21 protein-coding genes and 1 pseudogene are annotated in these 26029 nt (G+C 60.6%); 9 read left to right on the top strand and 13 right to left on the bottom strand.

Annotated elements, in window-relative coordinates:
- Positions 1-27: 27 nt before the first annotated feature.
- The 8 genes from GL286_RS17970 to GL286_RS17935 form a co-directional block, all read right to left on the bottom strand.
- Entirely contained in the window at positions 28-1158 is a 1131-nt protein-coding gene (locus tag GL286_RS17970) for an S-(hydroxymethyl)glutathione dehydrogenase/class III alcohol dehydrogenase (RefSeq protein ID WP_155096957.1), read from the bottom strand.
- A 120-nt stretch (positions 1159-1278) separates the two neighbouring features.
- Positions 1279-2049 carry a cyclase family protein gene (locus tag GL286_RS17965; protein ID WP_155096956.1) on the bottom strand — a complete coding sequence of 257 codons (771 nt, stop codon included), beginning with the start codon at positions 2047-2049 and terminating at the stop codon, positions 1279-1281.
- Positions 2046-3017, bottom strand: coding sequence for a fumarylacetoacetate hydrolase family protein (locus GL286_RS17960; protein WP_155096955.1), 972 nt, complete (start codon positions 3015-3017; stop codon positions 2046-2048). The genes GL286_RS17965 and GL286_RS17960 overlap by 4 nt, the downstream gene beginning before the upstream one ends.
- Positions 3017-4177: an alpha/beta hydrolase family protein gene (locus GL286_RS17955; protein ID WP_155096954.1), complete on the bottom strand. Its 1161-nt coding sequence runs from the start codon at positions 4175-4177 to the stop codon at positions 3017-3019. The genes GL286_RS17960 and GL286_RS17955 overlap by 1 nt, the downstream gene beginning before the upstream one ends.
- Positions 4178-4239: 62 nt before the next feature.
- The gene (locus tag GL286_RS17950; RefSeq protein WP_155096953.1) at positions 4240-5394 is read right to left on the bottom strand and encodes an MFS transporter; all 1155 of its coding nucleotides are present in this window, start codon (positions 5392-5394) and stop codon (positions 4240-4242) included.
- 67 nt (positions 5395-5461) lie between these two features.
- Positions 5462-6592, bottom strand: a complete 1131-nt coding sequence (locus tag GL286_RS17945) for an FAD-dependent oxidoreductase (protein WP_155096952.1) — start codon at positions 6590-6592, stop codon at positions 5462-5464.
- Between the two features lies 1 nt (position 6593).
- Positions 6594-6965 (bottom strand): Rieske (2Fe-2S) protein, encoded by a 372-nt coding sequence (locus GL286_RS17940; protein WP_155096951.1) that lies wholly within the window; start codon positions 6963-6965, stop codon positions 6594-6596.
- Complete coding sequence (locus tag GL286_RS17935) at positions 6965-7912, bottom strand: VOC family protein (RefSeq protein WP_155096950.1); 948 nt, start codon at positions 7910-7912, stop codon at positions 6965-6967. The genes GL286_RS17940 and GL286_RS17935 overlap by 1 nt, the downstream gene beginning before the upstream one ends.
- Positions 7913-8043: 131 nt before the next feature.
- Here GL286_RS17935 and GL286_RS17930 point away from each other — a divergent pair, with 131 nt between their 5' ends.
- The 4 genes from GL286_RS17930 to GL286_RS17915 all read left to right on the top strand — a co-directional run bounded on the left by GL286_RS17930 (position 8044) and on the right by GL286_RS17915 (position 11963).
- A complete protein-coding gene (locus GL286_RS17930; protein ID WP_155096949.1) occupies positions 8044-8955 on the top strand; it encodes a LysR family transcriptional regulator in 912 nt (303 codons plus the stop codon).
- A 318-nt stretch (positions 8956-9273) separates the two neighbouring features.
- The gene (locus GL286_RS17925) at positions 9274-10362 is read left to right on the top strand and encodes an autotransporter outer membrane beta-barrel domain-containing protein (RefSeq protein ID WP_155096948.1); all 1089 of its coding nucleotides are present in this window, start codon (positions 9274-9276) and stop codon (positions 10360-10362) included.
- A 71-nt stretch (positions 10363-10433) separates the two neighbouring features.
- Entirely contained in the window at positions 10434-11390 is a 957-nt protein-coding gene (locus GL286_RS17920) for an MBL fold metallo-hydrolase (protein WP_155096947.1), read from the top strand.
- Between the two features lie 192 nt (positions 11391-11582).
- On the top strand, positions 11583-11963 hold the full coding sequence (locus tag GL286_RS17915; protein WP_155096946.1) for a YdhR family protein: 381 nt from the start codon (positions 11583-11585) through the stop codon (positions 11961-11963).
- 896 nt (positions 11964-12859) lie between these two features.
- Here the strand turns inward: GL286_RS17915 and GL286_RS17910 are convergent.
- Positions 12860-14146 carry an ATP-binding protein gene (locus tag GL286_RS17910; protein WP_155096945.1) on the bottom strand — a complete coding sequence of 429 codons (1287 nt, stop codon included), beginning with the start codon at positions 14144-14146 and terminating at the stop codon, positions 12860-12862.
- A gap of 541 nt (positions 14147-14687) precedes the next feature.
- Between GL286_RS17910 and GL286_RS22640 the strand changes: the two are divergent.
- Positions 14688-15169: pseudogene (locus GL286_RS22640) on the top strand (transposase); the annotation flags it as partial.
- Between the two features lie 156 nt (positions 15170-15325).
- Here GL286_RS22640 and GL286_RS17905 read toward each other — a convergent pair.
- From GL286_RS17905 to GL286_RS17890, 4 genes are all read right to left on the bottom strand, one after another.
- Positions 15326-16438, bottom strand: a complete 1113-nt coding sequence (locus GL286_RS17905) for a helix-turn-helix domain-containing protein (RefSeq protein WP_155096944.1) — start codon at positions 16436-16438, stop codon at positions 15326-15328.
- Positions 16439-16624: 186 nt separating this feature from the next.
- Positions 16625-17584, bottom strand: a complete 960-nt coding sequence (locus GL286_RS17900; RefSeq protein ID WP_155096943.1) for a ParB/RepB/Spo0J family partition protein — start codon at positions 17582-17584, stop codon at positions 16625-16627.
- A complete protein-coding gene (locus GL286_RS17895) occupies positions 17584-18804 on the bottom strand; it encodes an AAA family ATPase (protein WP_155096942.1) in 1221 nt (406 codons plus the stop codon). The genes GL286_RS17900 and GL286_RS17895 overlap by 1 nt, the downstream gene beginning before the upstream one ends.
- A 337-nt stretch (positions 18805-19141) precedes the next feature.
- Positions 19142-21151, bottom strand: coding sequence for an ATP-dependent helicase (locus GL286_RS17890; RefSeq protein ID WP_155096941.1), 2010 nt, complete (start codon positions 21149-21151; stop codon positions 19142-19144).
- Between the two features lie 503 nt (positions 21152-21654).
- Here GL286_RS17890 and GL286_RS17885 point away from each other — a divergent pair.
- From GL286_RS17885 to GL286_RS17870, 4 genes are all read left to right on the top strand, one after another.
- Complete coding sequence (locus GL286_RS17885; RefSeq protein ID WP_155096940.1) at positions 21655-22104, top strand: DUF3768 domain-containing protein; 450 nt, start codon at positions 21655-21657, stop codon at positions 22102-22104.
- A gap of 257 nt (positions 22105-22361) precedes the next feature.
- On the top strand, positions 22362-22949 hold the full coding sequence (locus GL286_RS17880; protein WP_155096939.1) for a ParB/Srx family N-terminal domain-containing protein: 588 nt from the start codon (positions 22362-22364) through the stop codon (positions 22947-22949).
- Between the two features lie 87 nt (positions 22950-23036).
- Positions 23037-24194 (top strand): tyrosine-type recombinase/integrase, encoded by a 1158-nt coding sequence (locus GL286_RS17875; protein ID WP_155096938.1) that lies wholly within the window; start codon positions 23037-23039, stop codon positions 24192-24194.
- A 397-nt stretch (positions 24195-24591) separates the two neighbouring features.
- Positions 24592-25995 (top strand): hypothetical protein, encoded by a 1404-nt coding sequence (locus GL286_RS17870; protein ID WP_211596410.1) that lies wholly within the window; start codon positions 24592-24594, stop codon positions 25993-25995.
- Positions 25996-26029 lie beyond the last annotated feature (34 nt).

Raw genomic sequence — 26029 nt, 5'->3', positions numbered from 1 at the left:
AATGCGCCGAGAGCTCAGATGTTTAGGTCAGTAAAGGACGACCGAGCGGATCGACTCGCCCGAATGCATCAGGTCGAAGCCCTTGTTGATGTCATCAAGCGGCATGGTGTGGGTGATCATCGGGTCGATTTCAATCTTGCCGTCCATGTACCAGTCGACGATCTTCGGCACATCGGTCCGGCCGCGTGCGCCACCAAAGGCCGTGCCCTTCCAGACCCGGCCGGTGACCAGCTGGAACGGACGGGTGCTGATTTCCGCGCCTGCCGCCGCCACGCCGATGATGACCGACTGGCCCCAGCCGCGATGGGTGCATTCCAGCGCGTCGCGCATGACCTTGGTATTGCCGGTGGCGTCGAAGCTGTAATCGGCCCCGCCGATCTGGTCGAAGGGGGTCTTCGTCAGGTTGACGATTTCCTGCACGACCGAGCCTTCGATCTCTTTCGGGTTGATGAAATGGGTCATGCCGAAATGCTCGGCCAGGCCCTTCTTATCGTTGTTCAGGTCGACGCCGATGATCATGTCGGCCCCGGCCAGACGCAGACCCTGGATCACGTTCAGCCCGATGCCGCCCAGACCAAAGACCACGGCCTTGGCGCCGATCTCGACCTTGGCGGTGTTGATCACCGCGCCGATGCCAGTGGTGACGCCGCAACCGATATAGCAGATCTTGTCGAAGGGCGCGTCCTCGCGGACTTTCGCCACGGCGATTTCCGGCAGGACTGTGTAGTTCGAGAAGGTCGAGCAGCCCATGTAATGGTGGATCGGCGTGCCATCCAGCATCGAGAAGCGCGAGGTCCCGTCCGGCATCAGCCCCTGGCCCTGCGTCGCCCGGATCGCGGTGCAGAGGTTGGTCTTGCCCGACAGGCACGACGCGCATTGGCGGCATTCCGGGGTGTAAAGCGGGATGACGTGATCGCCCGGCTTGACCGTGGTGACGCCCGGACCGACCTCGACGACGACGCCCGCGCCCTCATGGCCAAGGATCGCGGGGAAAAGCCCTTCCGGGTCGGCACCCGAGCGGGTGAATTCGTCGGTGTGGCAGATGCCCGTGGCCTTGATCTCGATCATCACCTCGCCGGCCTTCGGGCCTTCAAGGTTCACCTCCATGACCTCCAGCGGCTTGCCAGCCTCGAGCGCAACGGCTGCACGTGTTCTCATTTGCACGATTCCTTTTCAATTATCTTGGCCGCCCTGGCGCGGACGGCCTTCTTGCTGCGGCACATCCTTGCCGCCGCCAGAGATACTGGAGTGGCGCCAAAGGGCGCCGTGCCTGTCGCACTATTCGATGATCGCGACCGGTCGGCACCAGCCGGCCGAGCCGCGGGCGACCTTGATCGGCAGGCAGATCACCTCGAAGCCGGTCGCCGGAAGCTGGTCGAGATTGGCGAGCTTTTCCATGTGGCAATAGATGGTTTCAGCGCCGGCCTTGTGCCCCTCCCAGAAGAGGTCCCATTGCCCGGTGGCGCGAGCCTTCTCGGCCACGGCCTTGAGGGGGGCGTCCCAGCTCCAGGCGTCGGTGCCGCAGATCCTCATGCCACGCTCGGCCAGCCACAGAGTCGCCTCGCGGCCGATTCCGCAACCCGCCGCGACATAGCCGGGCTGGCCGTAAAGCGCGCCGGCGCGGGTATTGACCAGCACGATCTCGCCGGGGCGAAGGTCGTGGTTGATGCGGGCGAATTCGGCCTCGATCTCCGCGGCACTGACGACATGGCCATCGGGCAGATGGCGGAAGTCCAGTTTGACCCCCGGGCCGATGCACCATTCCAGCGGCACCTCGTCGATGGTGATCGCCCGCTCGCCTTTGTTCATCGTCGGGTGGTAATGCCAGGGCGCGTCAAGATGCGTGCCGTTATGGGTGGTCAGCGTCAGGCGCTCGACCGCCGCTCCCGCGCCGTCCAGCTGGTGTTCGACCGGGACGCCAAACATCTTCTCGTATTCCAAGGCGCCCGCGTCATGCGCCATATAGGTGATCTGCGGGCCCATGCCCGGCGGATCGGCGGGAACCTCGTCGGTCAGGGTCACGGAAAGGTCGATGATACGGCGGCTCATGCGCGGCCTCCTTTGACGACGATCTGGTCGAGGCGGCCAAAGATCGGCGCGCCCTCGCGGCTGCGGCATTCCATTGCCACGCGGTCCCCGAAGCTCAGGTAAGGCGTGCGCGGCGCGCCTTCGTCCAGTAATTCGATTGCGCGGCGCTCGGCGATGCAGGAGGAACCGATCTCGCGGTAATTCTCGTTCGAGACCGTCCCCGAGCCGATTACCGTGCCCGCCACCAGATCGCGGGTGCGGGCGGCATGGGCAACAAGTTCATCGAAACCGTAGCTCATGGCATGGCCCTCGGCCCGACCGAAGGTTTCGCCGTTCAGCTTGACCTCCAGCGGAAGGTCGATGCTGGCATCGCGCCATGCCGGGCCAAGCTCGTCCGGCGTCACCGCGACGGGCGCGACCGAGCAGGCGGGCTTGGCCTGCACCCAGCCGAAGCCGGTCTTCATCTCGATGGGCGCGATGGCGCGCAGGGACCAGTCGTTGATCTGGACGAGCAGACGGATATGGGACGCGGCAATTGCGGCATCCGCGCCCATCGGCACGGCATCACAGATCACGCCGAATTCGCCCTCGAAGTCGATGCCGTCATCGGTGCTGGGCAGGGGAATGTCATCCGTGCCGCTGTAGAAGCGGTCCGACATGCCCTGATACATCAGCGGGCGACCTTTGGGGTTCGGATCAAGGCCGAAGACCTTCTGCATCAGCTCGCCATGGCTGTCATAGGCCGAGCCGTCGAGCCATTGCCAAGTGCGCGGCAGCGGCGCGAGGGCCGTGGTCGGATCGAAAGCCGTCCCGCCCCCCGCGTTCAGCACGTTATATTGTGCCTGCAGCGCGGGGGCGTGGGTCTCCCAATCCTCGATCAGGGCCAGCAAGGTCTGCACCCCTTCGGCGGGGATGCAGCGGGCATTGTCGCGGCTGACCAGATGCAGCCTACCGTCGCGGGTGCCGTCCGGCAAAGTCGCGAAACGCATCAGGAGAGCCTGCCGCCCAGAGTTTCTGCAAACCAATCCGCGATGAAGTTCCGGCCATAGGTCATGTTGTCGGCCCCGACATGCTCTACCCCGCCTTCGCGGTCGGTGAAGATCTTCAGCTCGCGGCGCGGCGAATTCACCAATTGCTCATAGGCCTGATGCGCGTAATCGAGGCTGATCTGGCGGTCATTCGCGCCATGCGTGACAAGGAAGGGCACGCGGATCTTTTCCATCTGGCCATTCAGATTGAACCCTTCGGCCTTGGCGAGGAATTCGTCCATATCCTTCGCGCCAAAAACCCATTGGACGTGGTTCCAGTAATGCGGAACGGGGTTCTCGCCCTCGCGTTTGAGGCGCTTCTGCTGGACCTCGGCCCAGTTGTGGTTCGCGCCCCAGACCGCACCGCTGGCAAAGCGAGGCTCATGCGCGCAAACACGCGGCGCGTAATAGCCGCCCAAAGAAATGCCGGTGATGCCGATCCGGGTCGGGTCTACCTCGGGTCGCGCAGCCAGCCATTCATAGACCGGCGTGCCCCATTTTTCGCTGTCGAAATGCGCGGGCAGGTCCTGCAGGCGCAGGCTTTCGCCGGTGCCGGGCTGATCGACGCAGATCGAGGCGATGCCGCGTTTGGCCAACTCATGCGGCAGGAAGGACCAGTAGAGCAGTTCCTTGCAGCTATCGAGACCGTTCAGATAGACCACCGCCGGGGCCGGGCCCTCGATGCCTTCGGCCGGGGTGTAAAGGACCGGGATCACCTTGTCGCCATAAGGGATTTCGAAGCGGCGGACCTTTTCGCCCGCATATTCCGTGCCCTTCAGGAAATTCGTCAGACCCTTGCGATAGGTCACCATGCGCTGCGGATCGCCCTGGCCCTGCATCCGCTCGGCTAGGATATAGTAAAGTGCCGCGCGCTTGAGTTTGTCTCCGGCCGAGAACAGCCTTCCCTGCGCCTCTTCCTCGGCGGCAACCTCGCTCAGCCGGTCGGCGACACGGACCCATTCGACCATGAAGTCACGGGTTCCGGCATCCTCGCCCGCCTTGGCTTTCTCCAGAAGCGGGGCGCACATGTCCATGATCTCGCCGATCTCGGCACCGCTTGCCAGCGCGATCGAGACCGTCAGGTTCCAGACGTAATTGGGGAAATAGTTGAACATGGCCATGGCAGGCTCCTTCGAAAGTGCAGTCGGGCCGGGACAGTGGCCCCGACCGGTTGGTGTTTGGCTCAGGCGCGGCTTGTGCCGCGCGCGAAACAGCTGACGGACAGGGCGGCGACCAGCACAGCCGTGAGACCCAAAGCAGCTATGGAATGGCCCTCGATCAGCATGCCCCCGGCGATCGGTCCCAAGGCCGAGCCGGTCATCAGCATCGCGGGGGTCGCAGCCACCGCCCGACCCGTAGGATCCATGCGCGCGAGCAGGCCGAAGGCGAAGGTATGGGTGAAGATCTGAACCGCCACGAAGATTGCTGCGACCGGAGCCCAGAGTGTGAAGGCCGTCGCAAAGGTCAGCGCCAAGGCCAGAGCGGCCTGCACAGCAGGTCCGGCCAGCACCACCCGACGCGGAGCGAGGTGTTTTTCCAGCAAGGCCGCCAGCGGCGCGGGACCGATGAAGTTCACGAGCCCAATTGCGATCAGCGTGCCGATAATGGCCTGCGGGGCGAAGCCCCGCGCATGGCCGATCACCTCGACGAAGGAAAACACCATCGCCTGATTGAAGGTCATCAGGCTGACCCCCGCGACGACGGCCAGCACGCCCGGCGCGAAACGCCCGCCGTGCTGCTGGCCCAGATCCAGCGAGACTTCCGGAAAGGCCAGCAGCGACGCCAAGGCGGCCACGACCATGATTGCGGCAAAGCTCAGGAACAGGGCCGCGCCGCCGTGAAGCTCGATCAGCTTCGGCACCGCGCCCATATAGATGACCCCGAACAGCCCCAGCCCCGCGCCCGCGATGGCAAACAACCGATGCGGATTGGCCGCGCGGCCCATCGTGCCATGAACAAAGCTCAGCGCCATGCCGTTTGCCGCACCGCCCAACAGATGCAGCAGCGCCAGCGCCGCGAACCCGCTTTGCCGCGAGGCCAAGGCAAAAGCCAACGCCGCCCCGGCATAGCCGAGAACCGTCAGAGCCCGGCGCGGCGCGCGGTTGAAATTCCGCGCCGAGACAAGGCTTGCCGCCACAGCCCCCAGCAGGAACAACGTGACCAACGCACCGGCCTCGCGCGGGCCGAAGCCATAGCGCGCGATCAGCGCCCCGACCCAGACCGGCAGCGCGACCAGATCGACCAGTCCCGCACAATGGCCGACCACAAGGGCTGCGGCCCCTGCCCCGCGGATGCCCCGCACCGCGGTCGGCGCCGGGCCAAATCCTGTTTCGCTCATGTCTCTCCCCCCTTTGGGCCGGTCCTCCGCCGGCCGATGTTCCTGGCCTGATCGCCCTGGCGGCGGCTCAGACCGGCTCGGTCAGAGCCATCATAGAGCGCCCCATGATCGCGTTATGTTCAGCCTGCTCGCCGCCGGTGATCTCGATCTCGGAGAGTCGCAGGGAATTGGTCACGACCATCTCGCAGCGCTTCCAGCGGCGGGATTGATGCGCGGCAAAGGCATCCGCGACCGTCCCGGAGCGCAGCAATTCCTCGGCCAGAACGATGCCGTCCTCCATGCCGATGCAAGCGCCCGCGCCCAGATGCGGCGTGGTGGCATGTACCGCGTCGCCGATCAGCATAACGCGGCCAACATTCCAAGGCTGAGGCAGCAGCAGCTTTTCCAACGGGCGATAGATCACCTTGCTGTCCAAGCTCAGTCCCTGCTTCACCGCCGTCAGGATCGGCGAGGGGAACCGGTCCAGAAGCACCTGCAGACGCGGCAGCAGATCCCCCTCGTCCACCCAATCATTGGTGGGCCGGTCCTCGGTCACGAACATGTAGGAGCGTCCCGGTGCGACCGGATTGATCCCGACCTTGACGCCCTTGCCGAGCCACATGTTGAGCGTGTCGATCCCCTCGGGCGTCGACAATTCGGCCCGCCAGACCGCCTGCCCGACATAAGCGGGCTGGGGCGCGTCGGGCATCAGCACCTCGCGGGTCTTGGAATACAGCCCGTCGGCCCCGATCACCGCGTCATAGCGGCCGCTGGTTCCGTCGGTGAAGCTGACATCGACGCCGCCTTCGTCCTGCGTGATCGTCTCGAAGCTGCTGCCGAGGCGGACATTGACGCCGGCAGCGCGGGTCGCCTTGGACAGGATCGCGGCCAAGGCCGGCCGCATGATTGCGGCATTGCCCGGCAGGCCGGTCCCCGGCATCGGCGGGGTCGGGATCGTCACGATGACATGGTCATTATGCGGCAGGCGCACCACCAGCCCGTCGGTGGCGGAGCCCGTGGCCTTGTAATCCTCGATCACGCCCAGTTGCGCGAGAACCCGCAGGGTCGCACCATGCAGGCTGATCCCGGCGCCATAGCTGCGCCATCCGGCGTCGATCTCGACAAGATCGGTCGCGATCCCGCCTCGCGCCAGCATGATCGCGGCGGACATGCCGGAAAAGCCTCCGCCGATGACCAGAACATTTTGTGCTGCAGCCATCTTATTCCTCCCTTGCGGCGCGACCGGCGACATGCGCGGGCACGCTCAGATACCCGGCCTGATCTTCGGTCAGGGCCACGCGGGTCAGTTTTCGTCCCAGGCAGGGGCCGGACACGCAGGCCCCCGTATCGATGTCGAAAAGCGCGCCATGGGCGTGGCAGGCCAGATGCGTGCCCTCGCCGTTCAGATAGGCGTCGCGACGCCATGCCATGGGCGTGCCGCCGGTGTAATGCGGGCACGCATCCATATAGGCGTCAAGCCGGGTGCCACGCCGGACCACGATGACCCGGCGCGGGGCATCAGGCAGCGGCAGGAAGCCGCGCGCCGCGCCTTCTGGAATATCGTCGCGATGGCACAATGGCAGCGAGGCCATCAGCCCTTGGCTCCTCCCTCGGGGCCGCCACCGGGGGCCCATTTCTCGCGCCATTGCAGCAGGAACACCTGCGAGGCCTCGGGACCGTTCGGCGCTTCGCGCGCGACCCAAGCATCGTCATGTTTGTCCATGTCCGCGTCATATTCGAAATGAACGCCAAGCGGGCTATTGAAATACCAGAACCAGTTCGAGCCGAACTTGTGCCGCCCCGGACCCCAGAAGCTTTGATAGCCCTTGCGGGTGAAGCGGTCGCCCGCAACCATCAACTCGGTCGGACCGCCCATGTGGAAGGCGAGATGCTCGCAGCCCTGCATATAGGCGGGGGTGCGGATAAAGAAATGCGTGTGGTGATCGTCATTCGCCGCCGGACGCAGGAAGGGTCCCGCCCCGGTCAGGATATCGGTGATCACGAAGCCGAGGCGCCGGGTGTAGAACTCGACCATCTTGTCGATATCGGGCACGAACAGCACAACATGGCTGAGGCTGCGCGGCAGGGCCGGCACGTCATCGGTCACGCCCAACTCGTTCGGGGCGCGCTGCGCCGGGGCGCCCGGGGCATTGATCTTCTCGGCCGGCATGTTGAGGGTGCGGCGCCGCGTAACCTGAAAACGAAGCTCGAAGCCCAGCACGTCCTGAAACTCGATTGCGCCATCGGCCAGACGGGTGACTCGGCGGTCCCTCGACATCTCGGCCTCGATCGCATCGATGGTTGCGGCATCCTCTACCCCGAAGACCTGCTGGCGCAGCATGTTCTTGGTCTGCAGCGCCGGCGGCAGCTTGGGATCGTCGCGGTGGCGGATGACGACGCCGGTACCGTCCAGCGCCTCGTAAAGCCAGCCGGTCGCGTCCAGTTGCACGGGCTTCAGGCCGAAATCCTGAAGATAGGTCCTGGACCCTTCAAGATCGTCCACCCCAAAGACCAGGTAATCCGGTCCGATGATCCGCATGGCTTTCTCCTCCTGCTGCGCGCCAAGGGCACGCGAATTCCTGCTTGCAGTGGGATTAACCTTGCCTGCAGTATTTAAAAAATTGCTTTGGTGAATGGGTGTCATTTACCAAATTGTTGAATGGATGGAAAATGCGCTTCAACAAGCTCGATCTGAACCTGCTCGCTGCACTGGATGTGCTGATCAAGACCCGCAGCGTGACCCGCGCCGCGGATGAGATGTTCATCACCCAATCCGCCATGTCGAACGCGCTGGGGCGGCTACGCATATTCTTCGACGATCCGTTACTGGTGCAGGTCGGGCGCAGCATGGAACTCTCGCCGTTGGCCGAAACCCTGCAGGAACCCCTGCGCGAGATCATGACCCGTGTCGATGCCGCGACCCGGATCCGACCGCATTTTGATCCGCTGACCGATGATCGGGTCTTCAACCTTGTCATCTCGGATTACTCACTAGCGGTCATGGGCGCGCAGCTGTCGCAGCGGATCGCCGCATTGGCCCCGAACATCCAGTTGAACCTGCGCCCGCAGCATGCCCATCCCAGCCAGCTTCTGGACCGAGGCGAGGCCGATCTGGTGATCCTGCCAGATTTCATCGACCCCGAGGGCCATGCCCATGAGTTGCTGTTCGAGGATCATCTGGTCGTTCTGGTCGCCGATGACGGCCCCCATGCAACAGCGGAAATGACCGAGGAACGCTTCGGCGCCGCTCCGCATGTGGTGATGGAACCCTTCACCGCCCAAGAGAGCTTTGCCACCGTGACGATGCGGGTGGCCGGTGTTGTGCCGCATAAGGTGCTGTCGACCTATCTTTTCTCGTCGATCCCAGAGCTGATCCGAAAGACCGACCGGATCGCGCTGATTCAGGGATTGCTGGCGCAGCAGGCCTTGCGGCGCGGGGGGTTTGTGATCAAACCCGCGCCTTTCCCCTGCCCGCCCCTGCGTCAAAGCATCCGTTGGCAGAGCCATCGCAGCCGCGATCCGGGACTGATGTGGCTACGTGACCAGATCATGCAGGCGATGGGCGATGTATTGGCGGAATGAATTGTTCATCATCAATTCCATGAATACATGCCGGAAAGAGAATCAATTTTTCAATCTGCCAACCCCTGCCTAATTTGCCCGGAAGGAGATGGCGGAGGAGATACGCCGCTCCGACGGAGGATAACAGATAGTGATGTGCCGGACCCGCTTCACCGGGTTCAGGGGCATGATCGGGGAAGCCCGTCAGGCCGTGCGCCAGAGGCATCTGGCACGCGACGCCTGACCTAATATCCGGCGAGAGGTGCGACACCACCCGTCTTGCGGGCGTGATCGCCTGCGCTGGTTCCCCGACACTACCGACAGGTGGGAGGAAACACCGTGAACAGATATACGCTGCCTTGCGCGGCTTTGGCCGCGCTTTGCGCTAACGCCGCATCAGCCGAAGGCCTGCCGCAGGGTTTCACCCCGCCGCCGGGCGTGATGGCGCAGATCAATCTGGGCGAGGCGGGGCTGCTGCCCTCGTTCTATTCGAATGAGGTCTTTGGCACCGTGCAGGGCCGGATCGGGCAAGCCCGCGCGACCTATGGCGCGGCCTCGGTTCCCGGCGCGCCCCAAACGGGCTATGAGGATTCATCTAGCGCGCTGGTCATGCCGATGACCGCCCTGCAGGCGCTGCCGGACGGGAAATCCTTCATCCGCTACACGCTGGCCGCGACGCTGGGCAACGGCAAGCCCAACCCGGTCGAACTGGACGGGCGCTTCACCCGGCTCGATGTGCAATACCTGACCTTCCCCGATGCCGACACGATGTATGCCTTTGGCGCGGTGCTGGGCCGCTCGACCGTCGATGTCGTTGGCTCGGGCACGGTCGAAAAGCACGAATTCGGCCTGCGCGGTGATATGCTGCGCAAATTCAACGCCAATTGGGGCATCGCCGCCCGCGCCGAATATGTGCTGGGCGATCAGGACAAAAGCATCCGCATCGCGCCGGGCATCACGCTGGACCATAAGCAGGACGACAACCGCTTCTACACTCAGGCGGAACTGATCGGAACCTATCGCAGCGACGAGACCGCGCTGGCCCCCGAAGGCTGGGTGCTGCGCCCGATCCTTGGCGCGCAGTTCCAACGCAACTTCCTCGAAGAGACACGCAACAGCTTTGGCGCACTCGTTTCCGGACCCGAGGGCGACACCGAGGATTACGGCACGGTCTGGGCCAAGATCGGGCTGCAAAAGGCGGCGGCTCCGGGGCAATGGTCGCCCATGGCCTCGATCGGGCTAGAGCATGAATGGACAAACACACTCGACAAATATGTCGACGATCCGGATTTCGTGGTCGCCTCACTGGGGGCCTCCATGGTCACCAAGAGCGGTGCAGGCATCGTCGCCAATTATACCCGCCACGAGGGGCTGAACGGCAAGCGCGCGAATGATTGCATGACCTTCTCGCTCAACGTGCCCTTCTGATGACCCCGGCCGTCTGCTGATCCGGCGGGCGGCTTCGCGATTTAGCATCTGGACGACCCCGGAGACTGACGATGAGATTTTCTTCCCTGTTCGCGGCAAGCTGCGCCGCATTTGCTGCGCTGGCCTCGATGGCCATGGCCGAGAACAGTTTCACCACGCTGGGTACTCAGGCCGGCCCGATCCCGATCCCCGGCCGCAGCCAGCCCGCCAATCTGCTTGTCGTGGACGGCACACAGAACCTGATCGATGTCGGCGACAATGCGGCGCATCAGCTGTTCAAGGCGGGGGTTCTGACGCGCCAGTTGGACCGCATCTTCATCAGCCACCTGCATGGCGACCATATCGGCGGGCTGTTCGCGATCCTCGCGCTCAGCGTCCAGACAAATCCCGAGAACCCGATCCAGATCTACGGTCCCCCCGGAACCGAGGAGATGGTTACGGGCCTGCTCGCCGCGCTGAAACCTGCGATGGAGGCGGGCTATGGCTCCCCCGGCGCGCCAGAGCTTGGGCCTGAGGATCTGGCCGTTGCGCATGACCTGCATGGCGGCGACAGGCTGGAGCTTCCGGGCATGACGGTCAGCACCGCCGCGAACACGCATTACAGCTTCGCCCCGGACAGCCCCGAACATGACAAGTTCCAGTCCCTCAGCCTACGCTTCGATATGGCCGACCGCAGCATCCTCTATACCGGCGATACTGGTCCCTCGGACGAGGTCGCGGCCTTTGCCAAGGGCGCCGATCTCCTAGTGGCTGAGGTGTTCGAGGTCGAACCGACCTTGGCTCTGGTCAAAGCTCAGGCCCCGAACCTGACCCCCGAGCAGCTTGGCCATCTCGAGAGCCATTTCCGCGAGCACCACTTGACGCCCGAGGCCCTCGCCAAGCTCGCCAGCGCCTCCGACACCCCGAAGCTGGTCGTCACCCATATCGGCACGGACCACCGCCACCTCGATCCTACCAAGCTGGCAGCAGAAATAGCGGCCGGCTACAGCGGCGAGGTCACCATCGCAAACGACTTGGATCGGTTTTGAATAGAAGTCCTGCCTCGGGTGCATGTGCAATCCGAGGCAGAAATTGCTCCTGGATTTATCGGCTTGCGGGCGGCAAAAAAGGCGTCGACACCACCAGCGCTTCTAAACTGTGGTACAGTCGGGCCATCCGAATTCTCAGGATCCAACATGCGGCTCGGAGCTTCACCTTCGCGCCGGAGAGGAGCGAGAACCATGTCCGCGGCAGACCTTATCGACCCGCAGCCCACGCCTGCAGAGACGGCCACGCCAGCGCTGCTTGTGGTCAACTATCAGCTCAAGATCCCCTCGGATCAGTTTAGATCCGCTGTCAACGAGGTAATCCCCGCCACTGTCGCGGCCGACGGGCTGGTCTGGAAGATCTGGGGGCTGGATAACTCCACGGGGCGTGGCAACAGTGCCTACCTGTTTCGCGACCGCGCCAGCGCAGAGGCCTATGCCGAAGGACCGGTGATTGCGGGCCTACGCCACGGACCGGCCCAAAGCGTCGAGATCAGCATCGCGCTAATCGATCAGGCACTCTCGAGCCTCACCAATGCCTGGCCGGCACTTGCCCCTGCCTTGGCTTCGGCCTGAAGCAATAGCCCTCGGTTCGGGCGCTGTGGCTATGCACTTCAGCACTGCGGACCGCCTGCTCCCAAATGACATCATCCATGGCGTCCTGCCGGCCAGCAGCCACACCTTTCGGGAAAGATGCACACGGCCTATCCAGGTGACGCGGTCGATGATGCCAAGGATGATTCAAAATCGCGACGTTAATCCGCACCAATATTACTCTTTGCGGATGCTTGAAGAAGTATAAACAATGCCCCATTACCCCCGCTAAGGTTCTCTTATCATGAATAATGAAGAACCCTCCGAACCAGGCGATCTGTCGCGGGGAGAAGATCGCGAGAATGCCGCCCATCTCCGCAGGAAAATGACAAAAGTGGCCGAGAAACCCGCTCGCGCGGGTACATAAGATAGCGAGAAACTGGCAGAAGATAACGAGAATCCTGCGCGTACCTACCCGGCAAGACCGCTCCGCATCAACGCTCCAAGTGCTTGTCGTTGCGCCCGCCCGGTGAGGCGAAGCGCGCTTTGGCCAGCAGCGTTTCCGCCGTTTGCAGGTACCAGCTTCTGCCTCGTCCGAAGGATCGCTGTGGTATAGGTCTTCCGCCAATTCCCAACTGCCCTGGAGACCTGACCCAACTCACGTTTGCGACACGAACTTGGGCCTCGCGCGCGTTGCTCTTTATGTTGTACCTCTACTTTTTCTTGATATCCTGTGTCTTTTCTGAACACAGCCTCGAGATAAGACGCAGTTTCTTGCTATCTTATGTCACACGAACTCATTGTTATTGTTTGCTAACCCCTCTCATCATCTCTGCACTTCGACAGCAAAAACTCGCCACGGCGTTCCCAACAAACCTGCGCCCTACCCCGCAGACCGGCGCTATCATAGTGCGCGAGAATGCCACCAAAGGCATAGATCAAAGCGCGACTGTGCCCCAAAGCGAACTTATGGGCAGCGCATAGTTTCGATCTCCAAAAGTGAGCTTTTCTTTGCCCAAATAGAAAACGATCCCAGTACATGCCCTAGTGCGGCCTGGTCCATCAGTGGAAAACCATTTCAAATGTTTAAAGTCATCATTCGTGACCGAAGTTGACGACTTAACCTCCACGTTCACCAGATGGTGCCCTCCGTCGATCAGGACGTCTATCTCCCGTTGATCTGCGCTGCGCCAGTGGTAAAGCCTGTAATCACCATCCTGCATCGGCAAAGCACGCTGAAGCTCGCCAACGACAAAGCTTTCCAGCACGCCGCCCAATGATTCCGGGGAGTTTCCTACCGAAAACGTTGCTTCAGTGAAACGGCGCAAGGCGCAGCTTACACCCGTGTCCACAAAATGAAACTTCGGCTGCTTTATTTCCCGCTTTCCCTCCCCCGAAGTCCAAGCACCAAGCTTCGTCACCAAGGATAGGCGGATTAGGATATCAAGGTACTGATCAACGGTGATGCGTTGCAACTTGGTGAGCTTCGCTAGCTCCGACGCGTTGATCTCTTGAGCCGTACGAACGGCCATCTGATCGATAAGAATGCGCAACGCATCCGGTTTCCTGACTGGCATAATGTCAGCTACATCGCGATCGACAACAGCGTCGATATAGTCTCTGTACTGACGCTGCCGCGACCTCAGGGGTAAGGTCCGGGTCTCTGGGAAGCCTCCCGCCAAGATGAGGTCTATGTAGTCACGTCGGGTTAGCTCTTCGGGATCTCCCAACTGAACAAGCGATGGATTCGTTTGCATTGCCCAATCCATCACGCGGTTGAGTTGCGCTCGTTTGATTTCGGCAGTCGAAAGCGGCCAGAGCTTTAGGGTGCGCATTCGCCCGGCAAGCGAGTCCGCCACGTCTGTCGTTGTAAACACATTGGAGGAACCTGTGAGGACGAACTGTCCCTTCCTACGATTGGCATCCACTATCTTCTTGATGGCGAGAGCCAACTTCTTTGATCGTTGCGCTTCGTCTATGATGAGCGGAGCATCCTTTAGACCTGCCGTGAGACTGACAAGTTGCCCTTCGGGGTCAGCGTCGAGGGCAGCCAAAACGGCAGCGTCATCCAAAGTCACAAAATTTCCGTGACCAAACAGATCGCGTACCAACGTCGTCTTACCTACTTGTCGTGGGCCTACAAGATTGACAACTCGAGCCGTTGCCAATGCATCTTCGAGTTCAGGAATAAGATGCCTCGGCAAGTACTCTTCAGTGCTGTTCATAGGATAGCTTCTCGTTCCGAATGTCTTGGGTGTGTAGTGCGCCACCATCACGAACTGATCATCTTACACTCCACCAAATGTATAATAGAATATCCACCGTTTGCACAGTACAACTCCGATCATTTACTCAACTTAACCTCTAATAGCATGATAAGCTTAGGCATTAATGAGAGCTATCCAGGCGAGACCGACAGCAAAAATGTGAGAAACGATGGTGGCGTTGGATGGGCAATTTGGATCATTACCCCCTGCCCTTCCGCCAGTTGAACTGCTCACTCATTTCGCCCTGATGAATGAAGCAGGGAGAAGCTCCATTTATGACCGCGGTCATAAATGGCCAACGCCGTCTCGACCACCTCAGATCACATAACGACGTGCCGTCCGTTAAAGCAACAACGCGCGCGACTGTTCGATCTAGCTGCCGCTCCAGGATTATGACCGCGGTCATAATCCTGGAGCAGGTCATTTAACGACGGCGGATAATCAGGCCCGATCTGTTGTGTAAGTTCCAACGAGAATTCACGTGGTGAGCCCTGATCATTGGAGTTTTCCCAAGATGGTCTGGGAGGTCACGCCGACAGGAAAGCGTGGTCGACAGCGCATCTATTACGATGTCGCGATCCAGACCTGACTGTCGATGAGGGTACTTCGGCACCACCCTCCGCCAAACGACCGGTTGTCGAAAGCTTTCTGGAATTGACCGGGCCGGACTGGTCGGCGCCCGACCTCGGCCGCTCCTGCTACTGTAAGGCTCGCTAATCATCCTCAATGAAGCACCCTGCCCTGTTGGCAGAAGGTCGCGGACGTGAGAACCCGAGATCGTGGCTCACCAGATCCGTCAGACCTGCGGATCGACAGCACCGGGATCAAGGTAGAGGGCGAAGGCGGCGCAAGGTGCACATTGGGATAGAAGGGGAAGCGGTGGAGATCCGGTCGGTCGAGTTCACTAGGAACGATGACCCCGTGCTTCCCGGACTGGTGGACCAGATTCCACCCGATCCGGAGATTGGCACCGTTACCGCCGCCATGAGGCCGAGTTTAGATCCGTGTTGGAGTCCTCAACGGCTTTACTGCACTCGGTCTAACTATCACTGAGGCTCAGGGGTTGTGCTGGTCGGGGAATGGGGAAGTACACCGTCATGTGATTTATGGAACAACGCTGGTCTGCGAGAGCACTACCTACACATTCGTAACCCTTACCCTCGAGAGCAAGTACCCGGTTGGGTTTCTAACCTTGGTGAGGTTCCTTGCAAGTTGGTTTAGGCTTTCAAGAAGGAGCATCGGGTCAGTTGTTTCGATAAGTTCAATAACAGTCAGTCTTCGGACACCAACAAAACCTGAAAACTCTTCGATGATCTTAAGGATGTCCGTCATTGTGCGAGGTTCGACGGGGTAGAGGGATGCAACTTCAGTATAAGCCCGCCAAGGCTTAGTTCGGTGATGGTTTGTTGAACATCTCTCGTTGGTGCGTCCCATTCTCGACAGTAGGTATATTTCTTTTCTTTTACTGTCTGAGTGCCGGTTGGATTGTCCGTCATCGACGGTCGATTTGTCCGGCAACGATGGAGGCACAGCTGCTGGTTCAATAGCGTCCTCTTGAACCGCCTCACGGTAGGTTGTGATTTTAAGTAGTTTTTCTTCCGCCCTTAGAAGGTCTGTTGTCTTTGAAGACACGCGTCGAAGGACGTTTCTGATCTCGTTGAGAACGGCCGCGAGGTCGGTTGCAAGATAGGTTTTCTCCTCCATCGCTTGACGCTTGATCGCGGACAATCGGGCGCTAATTCGTGAGCGTAACGCGGCTGTCCGACACCGATCCTGTTTTGCTTGTTCACGCAGATCACAGAGCTCTTGATGACGAAGGAATAGGGGTCTGAGATCTATTCCATAAGCATCAATTGCGCGGCCACTCGCATCCCTAACTGGAAAACGGCGGCCGTTGCCACTCAGGTTCCTATAGATAAAGCCGAGTTTTTCGAGTTGAGCCTCACCCCGACGGAAACGGCGTTCATCCATGCAGTTTGCACGGTTCAGCATACCGCTCACTTGAGCATATGACACGAGTAGCTGATCGGCACGGATGGGGCCAGGAGTTAGAACGCTAAGGTGAGCGGCCAAGATGGCAATCTCTCGTTCACCAATTCCGGTTTGAGTCGACGTATCCTTGACGAGCTGGAGCATTTCCCAGCGGTCGATCACGAAGCTGCCGGGACGGGGGCGACCAAGCAATAGATCCCCGGTCTCCGGCGTGATGTACGCCGCAGTCATGTGTTTCATAAGCGTTTCAGAAGACAATAAGAAACCCTGCACCGAAAAACGGTGTTGAAACTGAACAGCTCTCAGGATATCAAAAAGGTGCTAAACGTCTTGATGGCCCTTCAGAGCTTCGGTTCTGGGGGGTCTTTTATTTGCCTGTTCTCTGCTCCCTCATTTTTTGGTTTCTAGGTACGCCCCCCTTTTGGGGCTCGTTGCTGTCGCGGTTTACTCGCGATCAGTTTTAGTGCTTTCGTATTCTGCAATCAGTTTCGAAAGCCGGTCTTGCAGAAAATCAAGTAATCCTTCCGGGGCCTCAGCACCTGCCTTGAGCGTCAGAGAACGGGCCGTCCGTGCTGCTTTTACCCCATAGCCAAGATTTGTTCCTGACATGGGGGCAGGGGGCTTTGCTGTGGCCTTCTTGGTGATGGTGCGCCGCTCCATCAAAGTGAGAAAACCCTCAAACCTTTCTGTACTTTCGGAAAGAGATGGCACGTCTCGGCTAAGCGCTTCGACGGGCTTCCCGCTGTCAGCTACAAGCTTCTGGAGACGCTCCCACTTACGGCGACCTACTCCTCGAGCCGGTCCGATCGCGAGAACGAGTTCCTCACCAAGGCCGGAATAGATCGATTTCATGCGCGAGATCATGGTTTGGTCGACCCCGAGAAACTTCTCGACTTGAACCTGAGTGAACCCAGCATCAAGCGCTGAGATAATCGTGCGTGCTCGCTCGATGAATGAAGTTTCAAGCCGCTCGTTATTTTCCACGCCTTGGGCAATGAATGCCTCCTCGTCAGACATGCGTTTGACGAAAGCCTGGATCTGATCGCGACCAATTTCCTTGGTTGCTTGCAGGCGCCGGCGTCCAGTGACTATTTCAAAGCGTTCTCCGTCGGCCTTAGGCCTGACGAGGATCGGAATTTGTTGGCCCTCTTCCGCAAGGCTGCGTTTTAGGGGCTCGAGGTCCTCCGTTACATCAATGCGATCCCGTATGAGAGAAGGGTCGATTAGCGAAACCGGGATCATGCGGTACATGCGGGTTTCGGCAGCGGCGGACTGTTGGGCCTTGTCCAAGCTGGCGGCACCCTTGACAAACATGGGTGGGCGACGGGCGTATTTTTGCGCCGGAACCTCGTCCTGCGGTGCGTCGGGCGTTGCGGGGAACGCGGTACGTGGCTTGCGAGCCATCAGCTTTCCTCCCTAACAAACGGGGTCCGGCCCCAAGATTTCATAATCTCGGCATCTACCTCGTCGGCGATGCCAGAAAGGCTGCCAAAGATGCGATCATAGGTTTTTCTGTGGAAGCTCGAAGGATCAACTTCCAACAATGGATTCATTGTGTTGCCGGCGTCGGCGATTGCCGTAGAGCTGACAAAATCGTGTTTGAGCATAGCTCCGCCCAGATGGCTCCTCAAAAACGAGGAAAGTTGCAGTTGAGCGGGATCCGATGCGGAGTAACGGGTAAGCACAAAGCGAATAAAGTCGTAACGTTTGTCTTGATGCTGCTCGACGACCTGCATGGTGCCGGCGGCCAATTCAAGGAACTTGGCAAGGGACACCACATCCAGCATGCCAGCCGACAATGGGATAAGCATACCAGTTGCCGCAAACACTGCTGAAATCACGGCAAAAGAAAGGTGTGGTGGGGTATCAAACAGCACGAGATCATAGAACTCATCCACTGTCTCGAGGGCGTCGGAGATACGCCGGTGAAATGGTGTGGCATCCGCTCCCGCACGGAATGAGGCAGAAGTCTCAAACTCGAACTCAGTCATCGACATGGATCCCGGCACAATATCGATATTGGGTACGTAGGTCCCTTGGATTGCCTCTGTAATCGAGATGGGGCCGGTCCCGGTCGCGTGATCCTCGTATTTGAGCACGTCGTAAATTGATGGCAGGTCGTCGACATCAGCCTGAATGTCAAACATGTCCGAGAAGGAGGCTTGAGGATCGAGATCAACCACAAGGATCCGATAGCCCTGTAGTGCCAGGATCTGTGCCAAGTTGGCAGAAAGTGATGTCTTTGAGACACCACCCTTGAGGTTGTAGACCACCAGACGAGCCTGTGGATCACCAGGTTGGCGACGCGGGAAGCGCTCAAGGCCAATTTTGCCTTCTTCCAGCAGCACTTCGAGGATCTGGTTCACCTCTTCCGCCGTATAATACTTCCTATTTCCCGTCTCAGTTGTGCCTGGTGGCATTCCCTCAAGGGTATTTAGGTATTGGCGCAGACTGTTGTATTTCACTCGCAGAAAATGGGATACCTCGCGCACCGAAAAGGATCGCAGAGGTTGGTCGGACTTACGTTTGTCCGGGGAGTGGAGTAGTTCTTTCTGCTGCGTCAACGCGGTGTCAATGATCCCGCTGAAGCGCATAAGCTGTTCGGATGCCAGAAGATCTGCCACTTACTTACCTCGGCTGCTCTACTTCTTGCTTTTGATGGAGCTTATATCAATTCACTCGGATAAATCTACAATTTGTTGACATGAAATCAACAATTTGAGACGCGCCTCAAATTTTGACTATATTGCTTCCTAGCATCTAGTTAAGCTGTTGAAATTTATATTTTTTCATGAAATCGGCGCACTTGCTTGCCTGGTTCTTGGGAGCCGCGATGGTGGGTTCATGAAGGCTTAGGTGCCTGCCATCAACAGGGCGTGCGTGAAGAGCGAAGCGAGAAGCGCTAGAGATTCGCGACTCAATGGTGACCGCACTGCTAAGGTTGCCTGTTGGCCCCATTCTTCACCCCCACATATCCCGCATGCTGGCGCGGATATCGACGCGGCCGGGGGCAGGGGAGGCGGCCTCGCCAACAATCGGCGGTGCCCAACGCGTGACGTCGAAATGCTCTAGCATATCGCTGGTGATGAAACGGGTGCGGGCGGCGAAAAGATGCCGGTCGCCGCGCTTGGTCTGCTGGGTGACATAGAAGCGCAAGGGCACGCCAAGGGTCAGTTGGTCCTTGGCTCGGGTCATCGCGACGTAGAGGAGACGCCGCTCCTCTTCGAGATCGGCGGTCTGCCCGGTGCCGAGATCCGAAGGGATGCAGCCATCGACCACGTTCAGCACGAAGACCGCCTTCCATTCCTGCCCCTTGGCGGAATGGATGGTCGAGAGGATCAGATAATCCTCGTCCTTCAGCGGCACGCCAGCCTCGGCGCTAGTGGCCTCGGGCGGGTCGAGCGTCACATCGGTCAGGAACTTCTCGCGGGTGGGATAGGCGGAGGCGATCTGCTCCAGTTGCAGCAGATCGGCGCGACGGAATTCGGCATCCTCGTGGATGCGCTCAAGGTGCGGTTCGTACCAGAGGCGGGCGCGACCCAATGCCTCGGGCCAGCCGCAGGGTCGCAGCACCGCGATCAGTTCGTCCCAACCCGTCACTTTGGCGGGCGCGGGCATCTGCGCCAGTGCTGCTAAAGGATCAGGCGCGGCGGCAAGGCGGTCTAAAACCTTCGCCGCCGTGCCCGGCCCCAGTCCCGGCAGCAATTGCAGCAGCCGGAACCCCGCCACCCGGTCGCGCGGGTTCTGGGCAAAGCGCAGCAGCGTCAGCAGGTCCTTCACATGCGCCGCGTCGAGGAACTTCAGCCCGCCGAATTTGACGAAGGGGATATTGCGGCGCGTCAACTCGATCTCGAGCTGGCCGGAATGGCTGGAGGTCCGGAACAGCACCGCCTGTTGCTTCAAACTCATGCCGGTCTCACGGTTGACCAGAACCTGATCGGCGATGAAGCGGGCCTGATCGGCCTCATTCGGGAGGTTCACCAGCCGCGGTTTCTCGACGGATGCCCGATCCGACCACAGATCCTTGGTGAACCGCTCCGAGGCGCGCGCGATCACCGCATTGGCCGCTGTCAGGATCGGCTGGGTCGAACGGTAATTGCGTTCCAGCATTACCACGCGGGCAGGCGGGGTGAAGGCAGTGGGGAAGTCGAGGATATTGCGCACCGTCGCCGCGCGGAAGGCATAGATCGATTGCGCGTCATCGCCAACCACGGTCAACCCGCGCCCCTCGGGCTTCAGCGCCAGCAGAATGCGCGACTGCAAGCGGTTGGTGTCCTGATATTCGTCGATCAGCACATGATCCCAAAGCGCGCCGATATGTGCGGCAAAGCCCGGATCGTCCATCACCTGTGCCCAAGCCAGGAGCAGGTCGTCGTAATCGAGCACATTCTGCGCCTGCTTGGCCGCGACATAGGCCCCAAACAATCGCTTCAACTCGGCCTCCCACATGGCGCACCAAGGGAAGTGGTCTATCAGCACCTCGCTGAGCGGCGCGCCGGAATTCACCGCGCGGGAATAGATCGCAAGGCAGGTGCCCTTGGCCGGGAACCGGGTCTGCGCCTTCGAAAATCCCAACTCGTGGCGGCAGAGATTCATCAGATCGGCGGAATCTTCGCGATCATGGATGGTGAATTCCGGATTCAAGCCGATCTGCGGCGTGAGATCGCGCAGGAGGCGGGCGCCGATGCCGTGAAAGGTGCCGGCCCAGGCCAGGGCCTCGGCGCCGTAGCCGGTGCCCATGACACTTTCAGTGATCCGCGACACCCGCCGGGTCAGTTCCGAGGCCGCGCGACGCGAGAAGGTCATCAACAGGATGCGACGCGGATCGGCACCTTGTTTCAAAAGATGGGCGACGCGATGGGCGAGGGTATTGGTCTTGCCCGATCCGGCCCCGGCGATGATCAGCAGCGGCTCCATGCCATGCTCGACCGCCTGGCGCTGTGCCTCATTGAGGTTTTGTAGATAACCCATGTCGCCCCTCGGTCCTTGCAGATGAATTAGCGCAATTGGAACGGAAAGGGAACGCATTTGGCTGGGTCGGGCCGCGCAGTCCGGTCTGACGTTGCAAGAGGAGGGCAGGGGAGGGGAGGAGGCTGCCCGATCCGGACGCCCTGATCTCGTTTCAGGAAGAAGTTCAGAGGCGCGGGGATTCGGACGAGCCGAACGCCCGCATTCCTGCTTGGGCCGCGCCAAGGCGCGTTCGTGCTTGGGAACCGCCGGTTCCCCCACGCAAGCCCGGCGAGCGGCGTCAGAGGAGGTGTCCCCAACCACGGTCTCGGCCGGGGGCCGAGCTGCGTGGCCGGGTGATCCCCCTCCCCCTCTTCCTTGTCGCTGGGCTGGCGCGGGCCCCCCTCCTGCCCTCGCCGGGAGGCAGTCCGGCAAGAGAGGCGCCGCTCTGCGGACCTCACTTGCCAGACCGCCCCGATTATTCGGCAACAGACCGGAACGGGGCCTCACCACGAAGGAGGCCAGATATGGCTCAGTATCAATGTAAAAGCTGCGGCGAGATCGAAGTCTCGGAACTCGCCGCCCCCGAGGCTTGCACCCATTGCGGGGAAAGCGGTTTGATCGATCTCGAGGCCCAGACCGCAGAAATCGCCAAGGCCAATGACGCCTTTCGGGCCGCGATCATTCTTGGCGGCCATCCCGAGCTGCTCGGCCAGGTGGTTTGCACCCAAGGCGTCGCCGCCGAAGGCCTTGGCTTCATGGCCCGCGCCCAGATCGAAGTTGCGGGTTTCTCGAGCTTCACCGAGGAAAACGACCCTTATGGCGATCACTCTTTCGGCGCTCTGACCATCAGCGGCAAGAAGATCTGGTGGAAGCTCGATATCTATGACGCCGATTACCGTTTCGGTGCCGCTGATCCTTTGGACGCGACCCAGACCCGCCGCGTCCTGACCCTACTTTTCCCCAGCGAATACTGATCCCTGTCCCGGCCCTGCGCGGCAGGGCCGGGACCCCAAGGCGCAACCCGCGCCGGAAGGGAGGTGAGACAAATCCACGCTGAGATGATGCAGCGCCGCCGGATCGAGGCTTGGGCGCTTCTCAGGAAGGGCGATCGCTTTGGCCTCGGCCGCCGCTTCCTGATCCAGCACGGGGCGATCTGAGCCCCCACGCCTCAGACCATAAGGGCTGGGGCAAGCCTAGCAGAAACTTTTCCAACATCACAAGGAATGTCCCGATGAATGAACAAAGCCGCATCACGGTTGACGCAACCCGCTTCCCGCTCGCGCAGCTCGTGCTTTCCACGATCAACCCGCGCCAGCATGTGGAGGAGGCCGAAGTCGCGGAGCTGGCCGAGAGCATCTGGACCGCAGGACTGATCCAGAACCTTGCCGGGATCGAGACGGAGGCCGGTGAGATCGAGATCGTCGCCGGCGGTCGGCGTCTGCGGGCGCTGCAATTCCTCGCTGCGCGTCATGATGACCTTGCCCAAACCCATCCCGAACTCGCCAACCCACCGGTGCGGATTGCACCCGATGTCCCCACCGCGCAGGCTTGGGCCGTGGCCGAGAACGCCGCCAGACGCGATCTCTTAGGTTATGTTTCCAAAGTGTCCTTCGATGGAATGGGCGAGAGTGCGGTGTGCATGTTCCAAGCCGCCTGTCGCGCTTACCCAAAGAGCTGGCGGTGGGTGGCTTGGAACATGCATTTGCGCGGCGGTTATGGTATTGTCCCATACGCAAAGAAGGATGACGACGCCGTCATTGGGCCTCTCTTCGGATTTGTCGGCGCGCCCTCGCGCGCTTCACATATAAACATGGGGTAGAATTTGTCCTTTTGAGCGTAACTGTCAGCTCTTAACGGCACCAAACTGTCCTGTGATTCAGTGCGCTCGACGCGCCACGGAGGACAGATGGTGCGTATTGTCAAAGCGCTACCGGGCTATAGCGACATTCCGGCGAACTTCCCGGTCATCCTCGACGAGAGCATGGCTATCGTCGAGCCCGCGTTTGCGTACCTCCACGAACTGGCAACCATCCCGGGACGTAGTCACGCTGTCGAGACGATCCGTACCTATGGCGAGCATCTGCATGACTGGTTCGACAGCTTGGAGCAATCGGGGCTCGACTGGCGCGACGTGAGCGAGGCCGAGGTTGCAACATGGCGTAATCGCATGTTGTCACAGCCGAGCCCGCATACCAAGCGCCCCTATGCGCGCTCGACGGTGAACGATCGGGTTCGCACGATCTGCCGATTCTATGCCTGGGCGCAGCGCCGCGGCTGGATTGAGACCCTGCCGTTTCACTTTGTCGATGTGCGGGTGGGGTCTGGCCGACGGCAAGCGTTTCTGGCGCATGTGGATGGGCGTCCGGGTGTCATGACGGCGAATATCCTGACGGTCTCCGAGCACGAGCGTTTGCCTCGACCATTGCGTGTCGATCAGTTGCGCCGGGTGTTTACGCATCTGGAGATGCCCTACCGCCTGATGGCGGAATGGGCGTTGGCGACTGGATTGCGGCGCAAGGAGCTTTGCGGCCTGGCCGTTTTCCAAGTTCCGGAGACGGCGCATCTGGACGATGAGGATCATCCGCTGATCGGGGTGCCGCTGACGATCACCAAGGGTAACACGCCGCGCACGATCTACCCGCCGATCCGCTTGGTCGACCGCACGCAACGCTATCTCGACGAGGTTCGCACGCCGCAGGTTCGGGCTTTGCGGCGTCGACGGCCGAACTATCGACCGCCCTCGGCGCTCTTCCTCAATCATCAGGGAAACGCAGTCAGCAAGGCGCGATTGACGGCGGTGTTTGCTGAGGCGTTCCGGGAGGCTAGTGTGACGGGAACCTTGCATTACCTGCGTCACACATTCGCGATGACGATGCTAGTGCGGCTGCAGCGGCAGGCAGCGACCACACCGGACCTCAATCCGCTGAAGATCGTGCAGGTCCTGCTGGGCCACAGTTCGATCCAGAGCACCTCTATTTATTTGCGCTGCGTCGAGCTGAATGCGCGGGAACTCGTCGAAGGCATCGACTATCTCTATGGCGAGTTGATCCCCGATGGCCGTTAGACGCGAGCGCATCGACCGGCGCCTGTCGCCTGCGCCACCGACTATTTTGGACCGGCCGGCCGACACCATCATTGTCTTCCGAGATGGCTGGGGCGAGGTCACAAAACGCTATGATCTCGACAGGCTCGGTTTGTCGCCTGACGTCGCGAATCTTCTGGCCGACGCCTTCCGCCATCATCATGCCGCCTCGAGCTATGACGCGCAGCGCCATTGCTGGATGGGGCTGCGGACATTCGCGCGCTTCGTCGCGGAAGAGGGCCTTGTTCTGTCGGTCGGTGATCTGACCAGTGCCATGGTCGGGCGCTATATCTCATGGCTTGATTGTCAGGTCACAAGGCGGACAAACCAGCCATGGTCGAATGGCACGCGGACAAATGCACTAATGCAGCTTCGCCAGATGATCGACTGGACCAAGCGCCGGCACCCGTCCCGGCTGCCCGCGCGGATCGACTTCCCTTCGCGGGTCTGGCTGAACCGCAATGCCGTTAACAGGCCGCGCCTGAGCAGCGCTGATCTCAAGGCGATCCTGCGCGCGTGCTATGAGGAAATTGACGAGGCTTGGGATCGCTTCGAGACGGGGAGGACTATCCTTGCAGCACGAGGACTGGTCGATGGTGTCGATCCCGAGCTTTGCGAACTGATCCGGGCGCTTGCCGGTGTAGATGGCGGTGTCGTGCCCGCGCGGTCCCTTGCGATCCGCAGTGGTGTCGGAATAGCGGCGGTCTACCGCCATGGTGGGCTACGTCACCTTGGCGGCTATCTGCATCTGACAGCCGAAACGATCGCTGCATTCTTCATTGCGCTTTCGATCCAGACGGCGGGCAATCCGGACGCGCTGCGGCTGGTCACGCGCGATTGCCAGGTGGCGCATCCGCTCGACGAGCATCGTAGCATCGTCGAGTGGGCCAAACCCCGGGCCGGAGCGAAGGTGAAGCGTGCGCAGAGGCGGTCGTTTGATCGTCGGCGTCGTTATGCGGCCCCGAATCTGATCGATAGGCTGCTGGTGATGGCTGAGCCGCTCGTCTCCCGTGCGACCCGGCAGGACCGCAATCGCCTGCTTCTGGTAAAGAGCCAGAAGAGCCAAGCGGTTACACTGATTGCGAAAGACACTTTGTCCCATGCGCTCAGGCCATTCATCAAACGCTCCAATGCCCGGATCGCGATCTGGAACAAAGCCGCGCCGGAGCGTGCGCGCCAGCTCTTGCCGGATTTTGCGGCTGTGCTGCTGCGGGGCAGCGTTGCGACCGAATATTACAAGGCATCTGGTGGTGACATCGTCGCGACGCAGGACGTGCTCAACCACGCCCGCGCCGACACGACGGAGCTTTACATCAAGGGTCCTCAGACGCATCGCATTCAGCAAGAAACCGTTGCCCGTTTGCAGGAACTGATGCTTGCCTGGATCACCGGTCCGAAGGCAGACGCACAAGATCAGATGCGACAGGAGGGCATTGAGCCGATGAATGATGCGACGGTTCCATTCAGCCATGATTGCCTCAACCCGGTCGCCGGCATCGCGCCTGGAACGATTGCAGGTCGGGTGTGCCGATATTTCGGCGGATGCTTGCGCTGCCCGGGCTTGGTTATCCCTATCGATGCCGAACACTTGGCGCGGGTTCTTCAGGCTAAGAAGGAACTGGAGCGTGCGCGCGAGCGGATCGATCCGCGTCGCTTCGAGCTTCTGTATGCGTCGAGCCTGTGCATTCTGACGCACGACATCCTGCCAGACTTCCCGCAATCACTTCACCCGGAGGCCGAACGCCGGATCGCGAACCTGCCAACCCTTCCGGCGCTGGAGTGAACGATGCAAGCGTCTGCTGAGCGCGATCTTAGTC

This window comes from Paracoccus aestuariivivens (assembly GCF_009711225.1).
GTDB lineage: Bacteria > Pseudomonadota > Alphaproteobacteria > Rhodobacterales > Rhodobacteraceae > Paracoccus > Paracoccus aestuariivivens.
This window is presented reverse-complemented; position numbering and strand designations above follow the sequence as displayed.

Coding starts and splice junctions, on each gene's coding strand:
- GL286_RS17885 (WP_155096940.1), top strand. CDS start 21,655: ATGGCTCAGTATCAATGTAAAAGCTGCGGCGAGATCGAAGTCTCGGAA.
- GL286_RS17870 (WP_211596410.1), top strand. CDS start 24,592: ATGATCGACTGGACCAAGCGCCGGCACCCGTCCCGGCTGCCCGCGCGG.
- GL286_RS17920 (WP_155096947.1), top strand. CDS start 10,434: ATGAGATTTTCTTCCCTGTTCGCGGCAAGCTGCGCCGCATTTGCTGCG.
- GL286_RS17880 (WP_155096939.1), top strand. CDS start 22,362: ATGAATGAACAAAGCCGCATCACGGTTGACGCAACCCGCTTCCCGCTC.
- GL286_RS17910 (WP_155096945.1), bottom strand. CDS start 14,146: ATGAACAGCACTGAAGAGTACTTGCCGAGGCATCTTATTCCTGAACTC.
- GL286_RS17955 (WP_155096954.1), bottom strand. CDS start 4,177: ATGGCCATGTTCAACTATTTCCCCAATTACGTCTGGAACCTGACGGTC.
- GL286_RS17935 (WP_155096950.1), bottom strand. CDS start 7,912: ATGCGGATCATCGGACCGGATTACCTGGTCTTTGGGGTGGACGATCTT.
- GL286_RS17915 (WP_155096946.1), top strand. CDS start 11,583: ATGTCCGCGGCAGACCTTATCGACCCGCAGCCCACGCCTGCAGAGACG.
- GL286_RS17945 (WP_155096952.1), bottom strand. CDS start 6,592: ATGGCTGCAGCACAAAATGTTCTGGTCATCGGCGGAGGCTTTTCCGGC.
- GL286_RS17960 (WP_155096955.1), bottom strand. CDS start 3,017: ATGCGTTTCGCGACTTTGCCGGACGGCACCCGCGACGGTAGGCTGCAT.
- GL286_RS17970 (WP_155096957.1), bottom strand. CDS start 1,158: ATGAGAACACGTGCAGCCGTTGCGCTCGAGGCTGGCAAGCCGCTGGAG.
- GL286_RS17875 (WP_155096938.1), top strand. CDS start 23,037: ATGGTGCGTATTGTCAAAGCGCTACCGGGCTATAGCGACATTCCGGCG.
- GL286_RS17930 (WP_155096949.1), top strand. CDS start 8,044: ATGCGCTTCAACAAGCTCGATCTGAACCTGCTCGCTGCACTGGATGTG.
- GL286_RS17940 (WP_155096951.1), bottom strand. CDS start 6,965: ATGGCCTCGCTGCCATTGTGCCATCGCGACGATATTCCAGAAGGCGCG.
- GL286_RS17900 (WP_155096943.1), bottom strand. CDS start 17,584: ATGGCTCGCAAGCCACGTACCGCGTTCCCCGCAACGCCCGACGCACCG.
- GL286_RS17965 (WP_155096956.1), bottom strand. CDS start 2,049: ATGAGCCGCCGTATCATCGACCTTTCCGTGACCCTGACCGACGAGGTT.
- GL286_RS17950 (WP_155096953.1), bottom strand. CDS start 5,394: ATGAGCGAAACAGGATTTGGCCCGGCGCCGACCGCGGTGCGGGGCATC.
- GL286_RS17890 (WP_155096941.1), bottom strand. CDS start 21,151: ATGGGTTATCTACAAAACCTCAATGAGGCACAGCGCCAGGCGGTCGAG.